The organism is Streptomyces sp. NPDC002138 (genome assembly GCF_040296485.1).
Taxonomy (GTDB): domain Bacteria; phylum Actinomycetota; class Actinomycetes; order Streptomycetales; family Streptomycetaceae; genus Streptomyces.
Map to the genome: position 1 here is coordinate 15938 of NZ_JBEOXE010000018.1, position 14100 is coordinate 30037.

Annotated in this window: 6 protein-coding genes; all 6 read left to right on the forward strand. The window is 75.6% G+C overall.

Annotation, left to right across the window (positions count from 1 at the left end; translation table 11 throughout):
- Nucleotides 1-182 precede the first annotated feature (182 nt).
- The gene (locus tag ABT084_RS14300) at nt 183-2510 is read left to right on the forward strand and encodes a lantibiotic dehydratase (RefSeq protein WP_351042557.1); all 2328 of its coding nucleotides are present in this window, start codon (nt 183-185) and stop codon (nt 2508-2510) included.
- Entirely contained in the window at nt 2510-4012 is a 1503-nt protein-coding gene (locus ABT084_RS14305) for an amino acid adenylation domain-containing protein (protein ID WP_351042559.1), read from the forward strand. Before ABT084_RS14300 ends, ABT084_RS14305 begins: the two co-directional genes overlap by 1 nt.
- Nucleotides 4009-4983, forward strand: coding sequence for a threonine ammonia-lyase (locus ABT084_RS14310; RefSeq protein WP_351042562.1), 975 nt, complete (start codon nt 4009-4011; stop codon nt 4981-4983). Before ABT084_RS14305 ends, ABT084_RS14310 begins: the two co-directional genes overlap by 4 nt.
- Entirely contained in the window at nt 4980-5243 is a 264-nt protein-coding gene (locus ABT084_RS14315) for an acyl carrier protein (protein WP_351042565.1), read from the forward strand. Before ABT084_RS14310 ends, ABT084_RS14315 begins: the two co-directional genes overlap by 4 nt.
- A gap of 10 nt (nt 5244-5253) precedes the next feature.
- Nucleotides 5254-7617, forward strand: coding sequence for a lantibiotic dehydratase (locus tag ABT084_RS14320; RefSeq protein WP_351042568.1), 2364 nt, complete (start codon nt 5254-5256; stop codon nt 7615-7617).
- 185 nt (nt 7618-7802) lie between these two features.
- Nucleotides 7803-14093 (forward strand): non-ribosomal peptide synthetase, encoded by a 6291-nt coding sequence (locus ABT084_RS14325; RefSeq protein WP_351042570.1) that lies wholly within the window; start codon nt 7803-7805, stop codon nt 14091-14093.
- Nucleotides 14094-14100 lie beyond the last annotated feature (7 nt).

The window sequence follows — 14100 nt, forward strand, 5'->3', positions numbered from 1 at the left end:
GCGCCCAGCCTGCCCCGGAACGGCGGCCCGCCATAGAGACAAACGCGCAGAAGCGGAGGCGCCTGCCGCTGCCCGTCCTTCCCTGGTGGCGCGGAGCCCGCACCGGCAGGGTTCTGGCAGCCAGGGTGACGCCAGAGACGGTACCCGGCGCGGAGTCAGTACCGCCTGGAAGGAGCTCCGCCATGACGGACGTCCCGGACCACGTGCACCTGCCCACCGGTGGGTGGCGCTTGTGGGAGCATTTCGCCCTGCGCGGTCCCGGTTTCCCCGCCGAAGGGGTGCTGCGCATGGCGCCCCCCGGGCTGGCCGTGGCCGCCGACAAGTTCGGGCCGCGGGACCTGCTGGCCGGGCCCGAGTGGGAGGCCTTCACCGAGACCTTCGACACGGGCGCCGTACGCACCGCCGGACTGCTGCAGGAGATCGCCGCCGCCCCGCGCTTCCGCGCCGCCGTGGCCTGGCAGAACCGGACCGTACTGCGCACGGGCATCGCCCCGTTCCTGAACTGGACGCCCACCGCGGCGAGCCGCACCAGCATGCCCCGCCAGCGCGAGGAACTCGTCGCCCACTACTGGCAGCGCTTCTGCGTCAAGAACGACACCATCGGCTTCTTCGGACCCGTCGGCTGGGGCCGCTGGGACCTCGCGAGCGATGGCATCGCCGTCGATCCCGGCAGCGGACTGCTCGCCGACTCGCAGGTGTACTTCGCCAGTTGGGCCATCGACGCGCTGGCCAGGACGCTGGGCGCCGACCCGGCGATGAAGCCGTGGATCGCACCGCGCCGGGTGTCCTTCGTCCGCGCCGAGGGCCGCACCGTCCGGCTGCCCGGCCGGCCGCCGCAGCCGATCACCGACGCCGCGCGGACCGTGCTCGACCTGTGCGACGGGACCCGGCCGGTGGCCGCGATCGCCGAAGCGGCCGGGATCACCGTCGCGGAGGCGACGGAGACCGTCCAGTGGCTCCAGTCCAAGCGCTGGGTGCACTGGCGCCTGGAGGTGCCGAGCAGCACCTACCCCGAGCGGGAGCTGCGGACCATCCTGGAGCGCGTCGGCGACCGTGAGCTGCGGGAATCCGCCCTGGAGCGGCTCGCCGTGCTGGAGCGCGGCCGGGACGCGGTGCAGGCGGCCGGCCTCGACGCCGACGCGCTGGGCGAGGCGATGGGCGCCCTGGAGGCGGATTTCGCCCGGCTGACCGACACCGACGGCCAGCGGGCCAAGGGCTCCCGGACCGCGCCCTGCCGCGGCCTGGTGTACTCCGACTGCCGCCGCTCGGCGACGGCGACGCTCGGCACCGCGCTGCTCGGCGAACTGACCCCGCTGGCGCAGTGCCTGACCTCCGCGCGCTGGATGACGAACCGGTTCACCGAGCGCGTGGGCGTCCGGCTGCGCGAGGTGTACGAGCGCCTGCACGCGGGCGGCCCGGTGGACCTGGGCGCGATGTGGCTGGCCTGCCTGCCGTCGCCGTACGCCGAGGCGAGCAGCGATCTGGACGCGATCCAGGCCGAGATGCGGGCGAAGTGGGCGCGCATCCTGGAGGTGCCCGAGGGGGCGCGCAGCGTGCGGGTGTCCTCGGCGGACATCGCCGAGCGGGTGCGGGAGGAGTTCGAGGAGCCGGGCGCGGGCTGGTCGCTGGCCCGCTACTTCAGCCCCGACGTGCTGGTCCTCGCGGAGGACGCGGCGGCCGTGACCCGCGGCGACTTCGCGCTCGTGCTCGGCGAGATGCACAGCGCGCTCAACACGATGGGCGCGTCGCTCTTCGTCCACCAGCACCCCGACCGGGACCAGTTGATCGCGGAGACCACCCGGGACTTCCCCGAGCCGCGGCTGCTGCCGATGCTCCCCAAGGAGCTTCCGCTGAAGTGGTCCACGCGCAGCAGGCCCTCGCTGGACCGGCCGCAGGACTACTACGTCTCGCTGGTCGACGACACGGGCGACCCGCACCGGCCGCGCACCGTGCTCAGCGCGGACGTCGCGGTGGAGGACCGGGAGGGGACCCTGACGGCGGTCCTCCCGGACGGGACCGCCTTCCCGCTGCTCGACGTCTACGCGAACACCCTGACCCAGCGGATCATGGACCGGTTCACGATCCGCCCCGAGGGCGACCACACCCCCCGGATCAGCATCGACAAGATGATCGTGGCCCGCGAGACCTGGAGCTTCCCGGCCTCCGAACTGACCTTCGCCGACGAGAAGTCGGAGGCCAGGCGGTACGTCCGGGCGCGGCACTGGCAGCGTGAACACGATCTGCCGCGCTTCGTGTTCGTGGTCTCGCCGACGGAACCCAGGCCGTTCTACGTGGACTTCGACAGCCCGGTGTACCTGACGATCCTGGCCAAGGCGGCGCGCCGGCTGGCCCGCAAGGACCCGGACGCGCGGCTGAAGGTCAGCGAGATGCTGCCGACCCCGGAGCAGGCCTGGCTCACCGACGACCAGGGCAACAGCTTCACCTCCGAGCTGCGCTTCGTCGCCGTCGACCAGAGCGCGGTGCCCACGGCGCGGGACGGGGACGCGTGATGCGGACCTTCGTCGACGACATCGCCGCGCACGCGGGCCGCCACCCCGACCGGGTCGCGGTCGTCACCCCGGCCGGCGAGCTGACGTACGCGGAGCTCACCGCCCGGATCGACTCCCTCGCCGGAGTGCTCCGGGCCCGGGGCGCCCGGCCCGAGGTGGTGTGCGCGGTGGCCGTGGAGCGCGGGGTGGACGCCGTGGTCGCGATGGCGGCCGTGGTGCGCTCCGGCGCCGCGTTCCTCAGCCTGGACCCGGAACAGCCCGCGGCGCGGCTGGCGGCGCTGGTGCGCAGCGGCGGCGCCGGGATGCTGCTGACCTCGTCGGAGCTGTCCGCGCGCCTCGACCTGCCGGTCACGGGGCCGCGGGTGCTGCTGGACCGGCCCGGCCCGGTCGGGCCGGGCTCGGCGCCCGCCGGGGCGCCCGAGGAACGCGCCCTCGCGTACGTCAGTCACACGTCCGGGACCACCGGGGAGCCGAGCGCGGTGCTGGTCGAGCACAGGGGTCTCGATTCGTACCTGCGTTTCGTCGTCCGCGACTACGGTCTCGGGCCGGACACCGTGGGGCTCCAGGTCGCGCCGCTGGGCTACGACGCCTCCGTCCGGGACACCTTCGCGCCGCTGCTCGCGGGCGGGCGCCTCGTCGTCGTGCCGCGCTCGGCGCTGCTGCGGCCGGAGGAGTTCGAAGAGGTGGTGCGAAACGAGGGGGTGACCGCGCTGCTGAGCGTGACCCCGTCCTTCCTGTCGTTCCTGGCCGGTCAGCCGGACGCGGCCGCCCTGCTGGCGGGGCTGCGGCTGGTGGTCTCCAGCGGGGAGTCGCTGCGGCCGTTCCTGGCCGCGGGCGGGCGGGCGCTGGTGCCGGGCGCGCTGGTCAACCAGTACGGTCCGACCGAGTGCACGATGACCTCGACCCGGTACGCCGTGCCGAGCGACCCGGACACCTCCCGCGACCTGGTGGGGACCCCGATCGACGGGGTCGTCGTACGGCTGCTGGACGAGGCGCTCGCGCCGGTGCCCGACGGGAGCGCCGGGGAGGTGTACATCGGCGGGACCGGGGTGGCCCGGGGGTACCGCGGGCTGCCCGGCCGGACCGCGGAGCGCTTCGTGCCCGACCCGCTCGGGCCGCCCGGTGCCCGGCTGTACCGGACCGGGGACCTGGCCCGGCGCGGCCCCGAGGGGCTGGCCTACCTGGGGCGCGGCGACCGGCAGGTCAAGATCCGTGGCTACCGCGTGGACCCGGCCGAGGTGGAGGGCGCGCTGCTGGCCCACCCCGCGGTGACGGGCGCGGTGGTCACCTCCGCCACCGACGGCCAGGGGCGGGTGTTCCTGACCGCCCACGTCACCGGCGACCCGGCCGTCCCCGACACCGCGCTGCGGGCGCACCTGGGGACCACCCTGCCGCCGCACCTGATGCCGCGCCGGTTCGTCCGGCTGGCGGAGCTACCCACCACCCGCGGGGGCAAGGCCGACCGGCGTGCCCTGGCCGAAAGCGGAGGCACCCGGTCATGAACGTGACCACCATCGACACCCTGGGCCCGGCGGACGTGGACGCGGCCGTCGAACGGCTCGCGGAGCACGTGCGGCGCACCCCGCTGCTGCCCGGGCTGGGGGACGCGGGGGCGCGCCGCTCGGACTGCGCGCTCCTGCTGAAGGCCGAACACCTGCAGCACAGCGGCTCGTTCAAGGTGCGCGGGGCCGCCAACGCCGTCCTGGCCCTGGGCGCGGAGCGGATCGTCACGGGGTCCTCCGGGAACCACGGGATCGCGCTGGCCCGGCTCGCCGCCCCGCTGGGGGTCGAGGTCACCGTGGTCATGGCGGCCGGGGCCACCCCGGCGAAGGCCGCGCTGATCCGGGCGCTGGGCGGCCGGATCGTCCACGTGCCGGGCGGGGTGGCCGAGCGCGACGCCCTCGCCCTGGACCTGGCCGAGGAGAGCGGCGCCGTCCTGGTCCCCTCCTCGGACCACGAACTCGTGATCGCCGGGCAGGGCACGGTCGGGGCGGAGATCCTGGCCGATGTGCCCGACGTCGAGACCGTGTACGTACCGACCGGCGGGGGCGGGCTGCTGGCCGGGGTCTGCCTGGCCGCCCACGGGCACCGGGTCAAGGTGGTGGGCGTGGAGCCCGCCGCCACCCCCCGCTACGCCCGTTCGCTCGCGGCGGGCCGGCCGCTGCGGCTGCCGCCGAGCGACACCGTCGCCGACGGGCTGCGCGCCCAGCAGCCGGGCGCGGTGACCTTCCCCGTCATCCGGGACCGGGTCGACGACCTGATCGCCGTGTCCGACGCCGAAATCCTGGCCGCGGCCGCCCTGTTGCGGCGGCGCGGCATCGAGGCGGAGCCCAGCGGGGCCGTCGCCCTGGCCGGGGCGCTGCGCGCCGGCCGGGGGGCCGGACGCGCCGTCGCCATCGTCTCGGGCGGCAACACCACCGCGGCGCTGACCGCCGCCGCGGCCACCGAACCGTATCTGGAGGAGATCTCATGACCACGTCCGCGAACCCGATCCTGACCGGCGCCGAGCTGACGGAGCTGGTGCTCGGCATCTACCGCGACACCCTCGGCGAGGCGGAGCTGCACGAGGACAGCGACTTCTACGAGTGGGGCGGCGACTCGCTGACCGCGTTCCGGATCACCGCGCGGATCGAGGAGGCCCTCGGGGTCGAGGTGCCGGTCGCCCTGGTCTTCGCCTACCCCTCCCCGGCCGACCTCGCCTCCGTCGTCGACGCCGACCTCGTCCAGGCGTGAGGGGCAGACCATGACCGAGACCTATCTGCCGGGCGGCCGCTGGCGGCTGTGGGAGCAGTTCGCGCTGCGCGGGCCGGGCTTCCCGGCCCGGGGGGTGCTGCGGCTGGCCCCGTCCGGGCTGGCCGCGGCGGCCGACAAGTTCCCCGAGGGCGAGCAGCTGTCCGGGGAGCGCTGGGGCGAGTTCGGGGCGCTGTTCGACGACGCGGCCGTGGAGAGCGCGCTCGCCCTCCAGGACATCGCCCGGCTGCCGGCCTTCCGGGAGGCCGTGGCCTGGCAGAACCGGACCGTACTGCGTACGGGCATCGCCCCGTTCCTGAACTGGACGCCCACCGCGGCGAGCCGCACCAGCATGCCCCGCCAGCGCGAGGAACTCGTCGCCCACTACTGGCAGCGCTTCTGCGTCAAGAACGACACCATCGGATTCTTCGGACCCGTCGGCTGGGGCCGCTGGGACCTGGGCGCCGAGGGCCCGGACGGCATCGCCGTCGATCCCGGCACCGGTCTGATCGCCGACTCGCGGGTGTACTTCGCCAGTTGGGGAATCGACGCGCTCGCCACGACGATCGGGGCCGATCCGTCGCTGCGCGACTGGGTGGCCCCCCGCCGGGTGCCGTTCGTGCGCCTCGCGGACGGCGGAGGCGGCGAGGACGGCCAGGGCGGCCGGGTGCTCGTCCCGGGCCGCCCCGCGCAGCCTGTCGGCGCCGCGGCCACGGCCGTGCTCGCGCTGTGCGACGGCGTGCGGACCGCGCGGGAGATCGCGGCCGCGCTGCCGGGGACGGACGTGTCGGCCGAGCTGACGGCGCTGGTGGCCCGCCGGTGGGTGGTGTGGAAGCTGGAGGTCCCCGCCGACGCCCGTCCGGAGCGCTACCTGCGGGCCTGGCTGGACCGGATCGGGGATCCGGCGGCGCGCGGGCGCGCCCTGGCCGCCCTGGACGCGCTGGAGCGGGGCCGGGACCGGGTGGCCGCCGCCGAGGGGCCCGAGGCCCTGGTCGAGGCGATGACCGGGCTGGAGGGCGAGTTCGTCGCGCTGACCGAGACCGCCGCCGTGCGCGAGAAGTCGGCCGGTACCGCGCCCTGCCGGGCCCTGGTGTACTCCGACTGCCGGCGCTCGGCGAGCGCGCGGCTGGGCCGGGTGGTGCACGAGGCCCTCGCTCCGCTGGAGCCGCTGCTCACCAGTGCCGGCTGGCTCACCGCCCGGCTCGCCGAGGCGGTCATGGCCAAGGCGGAGGAGGTGTACGACCGCCTCGCCGCGCAGGGTCCGGTGGACCTGGCGGCGTTCTGGTTCGCCTGCATGCCGATCCTGCACGGCGCGGCGCGCACCGAAACACAGGCGCTGCAACGGGAGTTCCGGGCCCGCTGGGCCGCGATCCTGTCACCGCCCCCGGGGGCCCGCCGGGTCCGGCTGACCCTGGCCGACATCGCGGGGCCGGTCGCCGAGCGGTTCGGCGCGGGCGAAGACGGTGCGGTCGGGGGAGGCCCGGGCGCCGGGGGCGGCGTACGCGGCGGCTGGACGGCCGCCCGCTACCTCAGCCCCGACATCATGATCGCCGCGACCGGTACGGACGCGGTGGCCCGCGGGGACTTCGAACTGGTCCTGGGCGAGCTGCACCTGGCGGCCAACACACTGGGTTCCTCGCTCTTCGTCCACCAGCACCCCGACGCCGGGGAGCTGCACGCGCTCACCGGCCGCGACCACCCCGGGCCCCGGCTGATGCCGCTGCTGCCCAAGGAGCACCGCTCGCGGCTGTCGGTCCGTACCCGCCACGCGCTGGTCCGGCCCGAGGACTACCATGTCGCGCTGGTCGACTTCACCGCCGATCCGGGCCGGCCGCGCACGGTGCTCAGCGCCGATGTCGCGGTGGCGCGGGGGGACGACGGCGAGCTGCGGGTCACGCTGCCCGACGGCGCCGTGTTCGCGGCGGTGGACGTGTTCGCGCACGTCCTGACGACCCTCGCGATGGACCTGTTCCAGATCCTGCCGGAGGAGGCGGAGCACTCTCCCAGGGTGACCGTCGACCGGCTGGTGGTGGCCCGGGAGACCTGGCGGCTGCCGCAGTCCGGGATCGACTTCGCGGACGAGAAGGACGAGGCCCGCCGGTTCGTGCGGGCCCGCAGGTGGCGCGAGCGGCACGGGCTGCCGCGGTTCGTGTTCGTGGTGCTGCCCACCGAGACCCGGCCGTTCTACGTGGACTTCGACAGCCCGGTGTACCTCAACATCCTGGCCAAGGCGCTGCGCAGACTGGCCCGCAACGACCCGGACGGCCGCGCGGTGATCACCGAGATGCTGCCCAGCCCCGAACAGGCCTGGCTCACCGACGACCAGGGCGCCGCCTACACCTCCGAGCTGCGTTTCGTGGCGGTGGACGACGCGTAGGCCCAGTCGCGGCACGGACGGCGGCAGCACGCACGACGGCGGCGCGCCCGGCACGGAACGAGGCCGGGCGGGGCCGCCGTTGCGCGTTCTACCCCCGGTGGCTGCGCGCGCGGCTGCGTCTTCTTCCCTACTGACCGGCCTTTCCAGACAGCAGTGTTGAGGAAAACACCGCTTGGAGGCCCGCAGTGAAGGCATCGTTCGCGCAGCGCAGGCTGTGGTTCCTCGACCAGCTCACCCGAGGTTCCACCGACTCCTTGCTCCCCCTCGCGCTGCGGATCCGCGGCACCCTCGACGTCCCCGCGCTGGAGCGGGCGCTGACGGGGATCGTCGCCCGGCACGAGGTGCTGCGCACCCGGTTCACCGCCGTCGACGGCGAGCCCGTGCCCCGGGTGGATCCGGCCGCGCCGGTCGTGCTGGAGCGGGCCGAGGCCGCCGACGCGGCCGAGGTCTTCGAACGGGAGCTCAGCCGCCCCCTCGACCTGGCCGCCGAGCACCCGGTGCGGGCCACCCTCACCCGGCTCGGTCCCGAGGAGCACCTGCTCCTCGTGGTGGTCCACCACATCGCGGTCGACGGCTGGTCCTGGGGCCTGCTGCTGCACGAGCTGGACGCCGGGTACCGCGGCGAGAGCGTGAGCGCGCCCGCGCTCCAGTACACCGACGTCGCCGCCGCCGAGGCCGAGCGCCTCGCCGGCCCGCGCATGGAGCGGCTGCTGGGGTACTGGCGCGAGCGGCTGGCCGGGGTGGCCCCGCTGGCGCTGCCCGCCGACCGGCCGCGGCCCGCGTTCTGGGACGGCTCCGGGGACGTGGTCCGCTTCGAGCTGCCGGCGGAGCTGGTCGCCGAGGTCGACCGGGTGGCCCGCGAACACCGCGCGACCCGGTACATGCTGCTGCTGTCCGTCTACCAGGCCCTGCTGGGCCGTTACTCGGGCCGCGGCGACATCGCGGTGTGCACCACCCTCGCCGATCGCGGGCGGCCCGGTGTGGACGCGCTGATCGGCCCGTTCGTCAACACCATCGTGCTGCGGACCGACCTGTCCGGCGACCCGACCTTCGGTGAGCTGCTGGCGCGGGTGCGGACCGGGGCCCTCAAGGACTTCTCGCACGTCGACGCCCCCTTCGACCGGGTGGTCGGCGAGGTCGTCACCGAACGCGACCTCTCCCGGCACCCGCTCGCGCAGGCCTCCTTCACCCTGCTCAACAACGCCCCGGCCGCCGCCCGTCTGGGGGACCTGGAGGTGGCGCTCGTCCCGACTCCGCTCGGCGGTACCGGGCTCGACGTGTTCCTCGACCTGAGCCTGCGGGCCAACGGCGACGTCGCGGCCCTGCTCCAGTACTCCACCGCCCTGTTCGACCGCGCGACGATGGAGCGTTTCGCCGCGGGGTACGTCGCCCTGCTGCGCGCGGTGGTGGCCTCGCCGGGCGCTCCGGTCGCCGCGCTCGCCCGGGAGCTGGAGCCGCTGCCCGGCGCGGAGAACCGGCGCCTGGCCGCGCTCGCGGGCCGCGGGGAGACGGCCACGGCGCCTGCCGTGCCCGCCCCGCCGTTCACCGTGCGCGGCGCGCCCGAGGCGGTGGCCCTGGTCTGCGGGGACGAGTCCCTGACCTACGGCGGGCTGGACGCGCTGACCGGCGACCTGGCCGCGGCCCTGGCCGGTGCGGGCGTCGGCCCCGGCACGCCGGTCGGGGTGTGCCTGCGGCGCGGGATCGCGTCCGTGGCCGCGATGGCCGCCGTGTGGCGGGCGGGCGGGGTGTTCGTCCCGATGGACCGGCAACTGCCCCTCGAACGGCTGCGGTTCATGGCCGAGGAGGCGGGCGTGCGGTGCGTGCTCGCCGACGCGGCGACCCGGGAGACGGCGGAGTCGCTCGGCCGGCCCGTGCTGAGCGTGGAGAGCGTGCGGCCCGGGTCCGGCGCGGACTCCCCGGCGCCCCCGCACGTCCCGGATCCGCGCGACCTGGCGTACGTCATCTTCACCTCGGGCTCCACCGGCCGCCCCAAGGCGGTCGGCGTCGAGCACGGGGCGATGGCCGCCCACGCCGCCGCGGCCCGGACCGAGTTCGGGATCACCGCCGCGGACCGGGTGCTCGCCTTCTCGTCCTTCTCCTTCGACGCCTCCTTCGACCAGCTGCTGACCGCCCTGGGCTGCGGGGCGCGCCTGGTCGTCCGGCCCGACGAGCAGTGGCTGCCCGACCGGGTGCCCGCGCTCGTCGAGCGGCACGGGATCACCGTCCTGAACCTGCCCCCGACCTACTGGGCCGAGCTGGCCTTCTCGCTCGGCGAGGGCTCCGCGGCCGCGCTGGCCCCGCTGCGCCTGCTGATCCTCGGCGGGGAGTCGGTGCCGGCGGGTGCGCTGGCCGCCTGGCGGGCCCGGGTGCCCGCGGTCCGGGTGGTCAACGCCTACGGGCCGACCGAGACCACCGTCACCGCGACCGTGCACGACATCCAGGCCCCGGCGCCGGGCGGCGACGCGGCGGCGTCCCGGGTGCCGATCGGCCGGCCGCTGGGCGGGCGCCGGGCGTACGTCGTGGACGACCGGGACGACCTGGTTCCCGAGGGGGTCCCCGGCGAGCTGCTGATCGGCGGCCCGGAGCTGGCCCGCGGCTACCTCGGGCGGCCCGCCCTGACCGCGGCCAGGTTCGTCCCCGACCCCTTCGCCGGGGACGGCGGCCGGCTCTACCGCACCGGCGACCTGGTACGCCGACTGCCCACCGGGGAGCTGGAGTTCCTCGGGCGGACGGACGACCAGGTCAAGATCCGCGGGTTCCGCGTCGAGCTCGGCGAGGTCGAGGCCGTCCTGCTGGAGTGCCCGGGGGTGGTGGCCGCCGCGGTGGCCACCGGCCCGGACGCCCAGGGCGGCGTGAGCCTGGCCGGGTACGTGGTGGGCGCCGACGGCCCGGTCGCCGCGCCGGTCCTGCGCGCCTTCTGCGCCGGGCGGCTGCCGCACTACGCTGTTCCCGCCGACTTCGTGAGCCTGGACGCGCTCCCCGTGAACGCGTCCGGCAAGCTCGACCGGGCCGCGCTGCCCGCCGTCCGGCCGGACCGGGACCGGGCCGTGAGCGGGGCCGAGTTCATCGCCCCGCGCGACGAGACCGAGCGGGTCGTCGCCGGGATCTGGGCCGAGGTGCTGGGCGTGGACCGGGTCGGCATCGACGACGGGTTCTTCGACCTGGGCGGTCACTCGCTGCTGGCCACGATGGCGGTCTCGCGGATCGCCGAGCGGCTCGGCCGCGAGGTGGAGCTGCGCACCCTGTTCGAGAACCCGAGCATCCGCGCCTTCGGCCCGCTGGTGGCGGCGGCCCGGCAGGCGGGGGCGAGCGCGGTGGTCCCCGTCGACCGCTCGGGGCCGCTGCCGCAGTCCTTCGCCCAGGAGCGCATGTGGTTCCTGGACCGGATGTCGGACGCGGGCGACGAGTACGTCCTGTGGTTCTCCTGGCGGATGCGCGGCGGCCTGGACCGGGCGGCCTGGCAGGGCGCCCTGGACGAGGTGGTTTCCCGGCACGAGGCGCTGCGCACGGCGCTGTCGGAGCTGGACGGGCGTCCCGTGCAGCGCGTGGTGGAGGGGGCCGTCGTACCGCTGGAGTGGCGGGAGGCCGCGCCGGGCGAGGAGTCCGCGCGCCTGGGGGAGGTCCGCGAGCAGGCCTTCGCCTTCGCCACCCGCCGGTTCGACCTGGAGCGCCCGCCGCTGCTGCGGGCCGGGGTGTGGGAGCTGGGGCCCGAGGACCACGTCGCGGTCATCTCGTTCCACCACGCGGCCACCGACGGCTGGTCCAAGGACATCGTCATCGGCGAGCTGTCGGCCTGCTACCGGGCCCGGCTGGCCGGGGAGGCGGCGGAGCTGGCGCCGGTCCCGGTGCAGTACGGGGACTACGCGGTCTGGCAGCGCGACCGGCTGGCCGGTGAGGTGCTGGAGCGGCAGCTGGGCTACTGGGAGCGGAACCTCGCCGGGGTGCCCGCGCTGGAGCTGGCGACGGACCGGCCGCGTCCGGCGCTCTGGTCGGGCCGGGGCGGGGCCGTGGAGGTGGACCTGCCGGCGGAGCTGGCGGCCGGGCTGGGCGAGCTGACCCGCAGGTACGGGGTGAGCCGGTTCATGGTGCTGCTGGCGGTGACCCAGATCGTGCTGGCCCGCTGGTCGGGACAGCAGGACCTGGCGGTGGGCACCCCGGTGGCGGGGCGCGGCCAGGTGGAGCTGGAGCGGCTGGTGGGGCTGCTGGTGAACACGGTGGTGCTGCGGGCGGACCTGTCGGGCGAGCCCACCTTCGAGGAGTTCCTGGGCCGGGTCCGGGAGTCGGTGCTGGGGGCCTTCGACCACCAGGAGGTGCCCTTCGAGCGGCTGGTGGAACAGCTGCGCCCGGAGCGGGACCCGTCGCGCAATCCGCTCTTCCAGGTGATGTTCGACGTACAGGAGAGCGCCACCGGCGGCCCGCGGGCCGAGGGGCTGGAGGTGGAGCACTTCGTCCTGCCGTGGCGGTCGGCGAAGTTCGACCTGACGGCGACCTTCCTGCTCTATCCGGACCGGTTCGCGCTGAACGTCGAGTACGCGAGCGATCTCTTCGACGCCGCCACGGTGACCCGGTTCGCGGGGCACGTGGGCCGGGTGCTGGCCTCGGCGGTGGCCGATCCGGGGCGTCCCGTCGGGCGGCTGGAGCTCCTGTCGGCCGCCGAGCGGGCGCGGCTGACGGGCGCGGCGGGCAGCTCACCGACGGTGGCGGACGCACCGCCGTTCACGGTACGGGGCGAGGCCGACGCGGTGGCCCTGGTGTGCGGGGAGGAGACCCTGCGCTACGGCGAACTGGACGCCCTGACCGGCGGTCTGGCCATGGCGCTGACCGGGGCCGGGGCCGGCCCGGAGATGCCGGTCGGGGTGTGCCTGCGGCGGGGCACCTGGTCGGTGGCGGCGATGGCCGCGATCTGGCGGGCGGGCGGGGTCTACGTACCGCTGGACCCGCACCTGCCCGAGGAGCGGCTGCGGTACATGGTGGAGCGGGCCGGGGTCGGGTACCTCGTGACCGACGGCCCGACCGCCGCCCTGGCCGCGGGCCTCGGCCGGCCGGTGCTCCGGGTGGAGGACGTACGGCCCGCCCCGGACGCGCCGCGGCACGCGCCCGACCCGCGCGAACTGGCCTGTGTCATCTTCACCTCCGGTTCCACCGGCCGCCCCAAGGCGGTCGGGGTGGAGCACCACGCGCTGGCCGCGCACGCCCTCGCCGCCCGCGAGCGGTTCGGCATCACCGCCGACGACCGCGTGCTGAACTTCGCGTCCCATTCCTTCGACGCCTCCCTCGAACAGATCCTGCCCGCCCTCGGCGCCGGAGCCACGGTGGTGATCCGCCCCGACGAGGTGTGGACGGTGGAGGAACTCGCCGAGCGGGTGCGGGCGGAGGGCATCACGGTCATGGAGGTCACCCCTTCCTACTGGGAGGAGATCGCCGCCCGCCTCGACGCGGTGGCCGGGGACCTCAAGAGCCTGCGGCTGACCGTGACCGGCGGGGAGGCCCTGCCGTCGGCGCCCCTGGAGCGCTGGTTCGCCCATCTGCCCGACGTGCCCGTGCACAACACCTACGGCCCCACGGAGTCCGTCATCTCGGCCACGTCGCACCTGGTCACCGGGCCGGTCGAGGGCCGGGTGCCGATCGGCCGGGCCTGGGGCGGGCGGCGGCTGTACGTCGTGGACGCGCACGACGAGCTGGTGCCCGTCGGCGTACCGGGCGAACTCCTGGTCGGCGGAGCGGAGCTGGCCCGCGGCTATCTCGGCCAAGGCGCCCTGACGGCCCAGCGGTTCGTGCCCGATCCGTACGGCGGCACCGGCGGGCGGCTCTACCGCACCGGCGACATCGTGCGCCGACTGCCCGGCGGGGAGCTGGACTTCCTCGGCCGGACCGACCAGCAGGTCAAGATCCGCGGGTTCCGCATCGAACCCGGCGAGATCGAGGCCGTCCTCGAACAGTTCGAGGGCGTGCGGGGCGCGGCCGTAGTGGTCCGCGAACTGCGCGGCGACCGCGCCCTCGTGGGCTACGTGGCCGGTGCGGGCCTCGGCGCCGACGAGCTGGCCGCCTGGTGCCGCACCCTGCTGCCCGGCTACATGGTCCCGGCCGCCTTCGTGGTCCTGGACCGGCTGCCCCTGACCGTGCAGGGCAAGACCGACATCCGGGCCCTGCCCGATCCCGAACTTCCCGCGCCGGCCGCGTCGGTGGCGCCACGGACCCCGACCGAAGAGGTGACGGCCCAGATCTGGGCCGAGGTCCTCGACCTGCCCGGGGTCGGGGTGCGCGAGGACTTCTTCGCCCTCGGCGGGCACTCGCTGCGCGCCGTGGCGGTGGCCTCCCGGCTGCGCGCCGCCTTCGACTGCCCGGTCCAGGTCCGCGACCTGTTCGAGCACCCGACGGTCGAGCTGCTCGCCGCCGAGGTGGAGCGCCGGCTGTTCGAGGAGATCGCCGGGATGAGCGACGACGAGATCGACCTGTCCCTGACGGCTGACTTCTGAGACGAGA

Bases quoted from the DNA above. Each gene is read 5' to 3' on its own strand.
- ABT084_RS14300 (WP_351042557.1), top strand. From the start codon at position 183: ATGACGGACGTCCCGGACCACGTGCACCTGCCCACCGGTGGGTGGCGC.
- ABT084_RS14305 (WP_351042559.1), top strand. From the start codon at position 2,510: ATGCGGACCTTCGTCGACGACATCGCCGCGCACGCGGGCCGCCACCCC.
- ABT084_RS14310 (WP_351042562.1), top strand. From the start codon at position 4,009: ATGAACGTGACCACCATCGACACCCTGGGCCCGGCGGACGTGGACGCG.
- ABT084_RS14315 (WP_351042565.1), top strand. From the start codon at position 4,980: ATGACCACGTCCGCGAACCCGATCCTGACCGGCGCCGAGCTGACGGAG.
- ABT084_RS14320 (WP_351042568.1), top strand. From the start codon at position 5,254: ATGACCGAGACCTATCTGCCGGGCGGCCGCTGGCGGCTGTGGGAGCAG.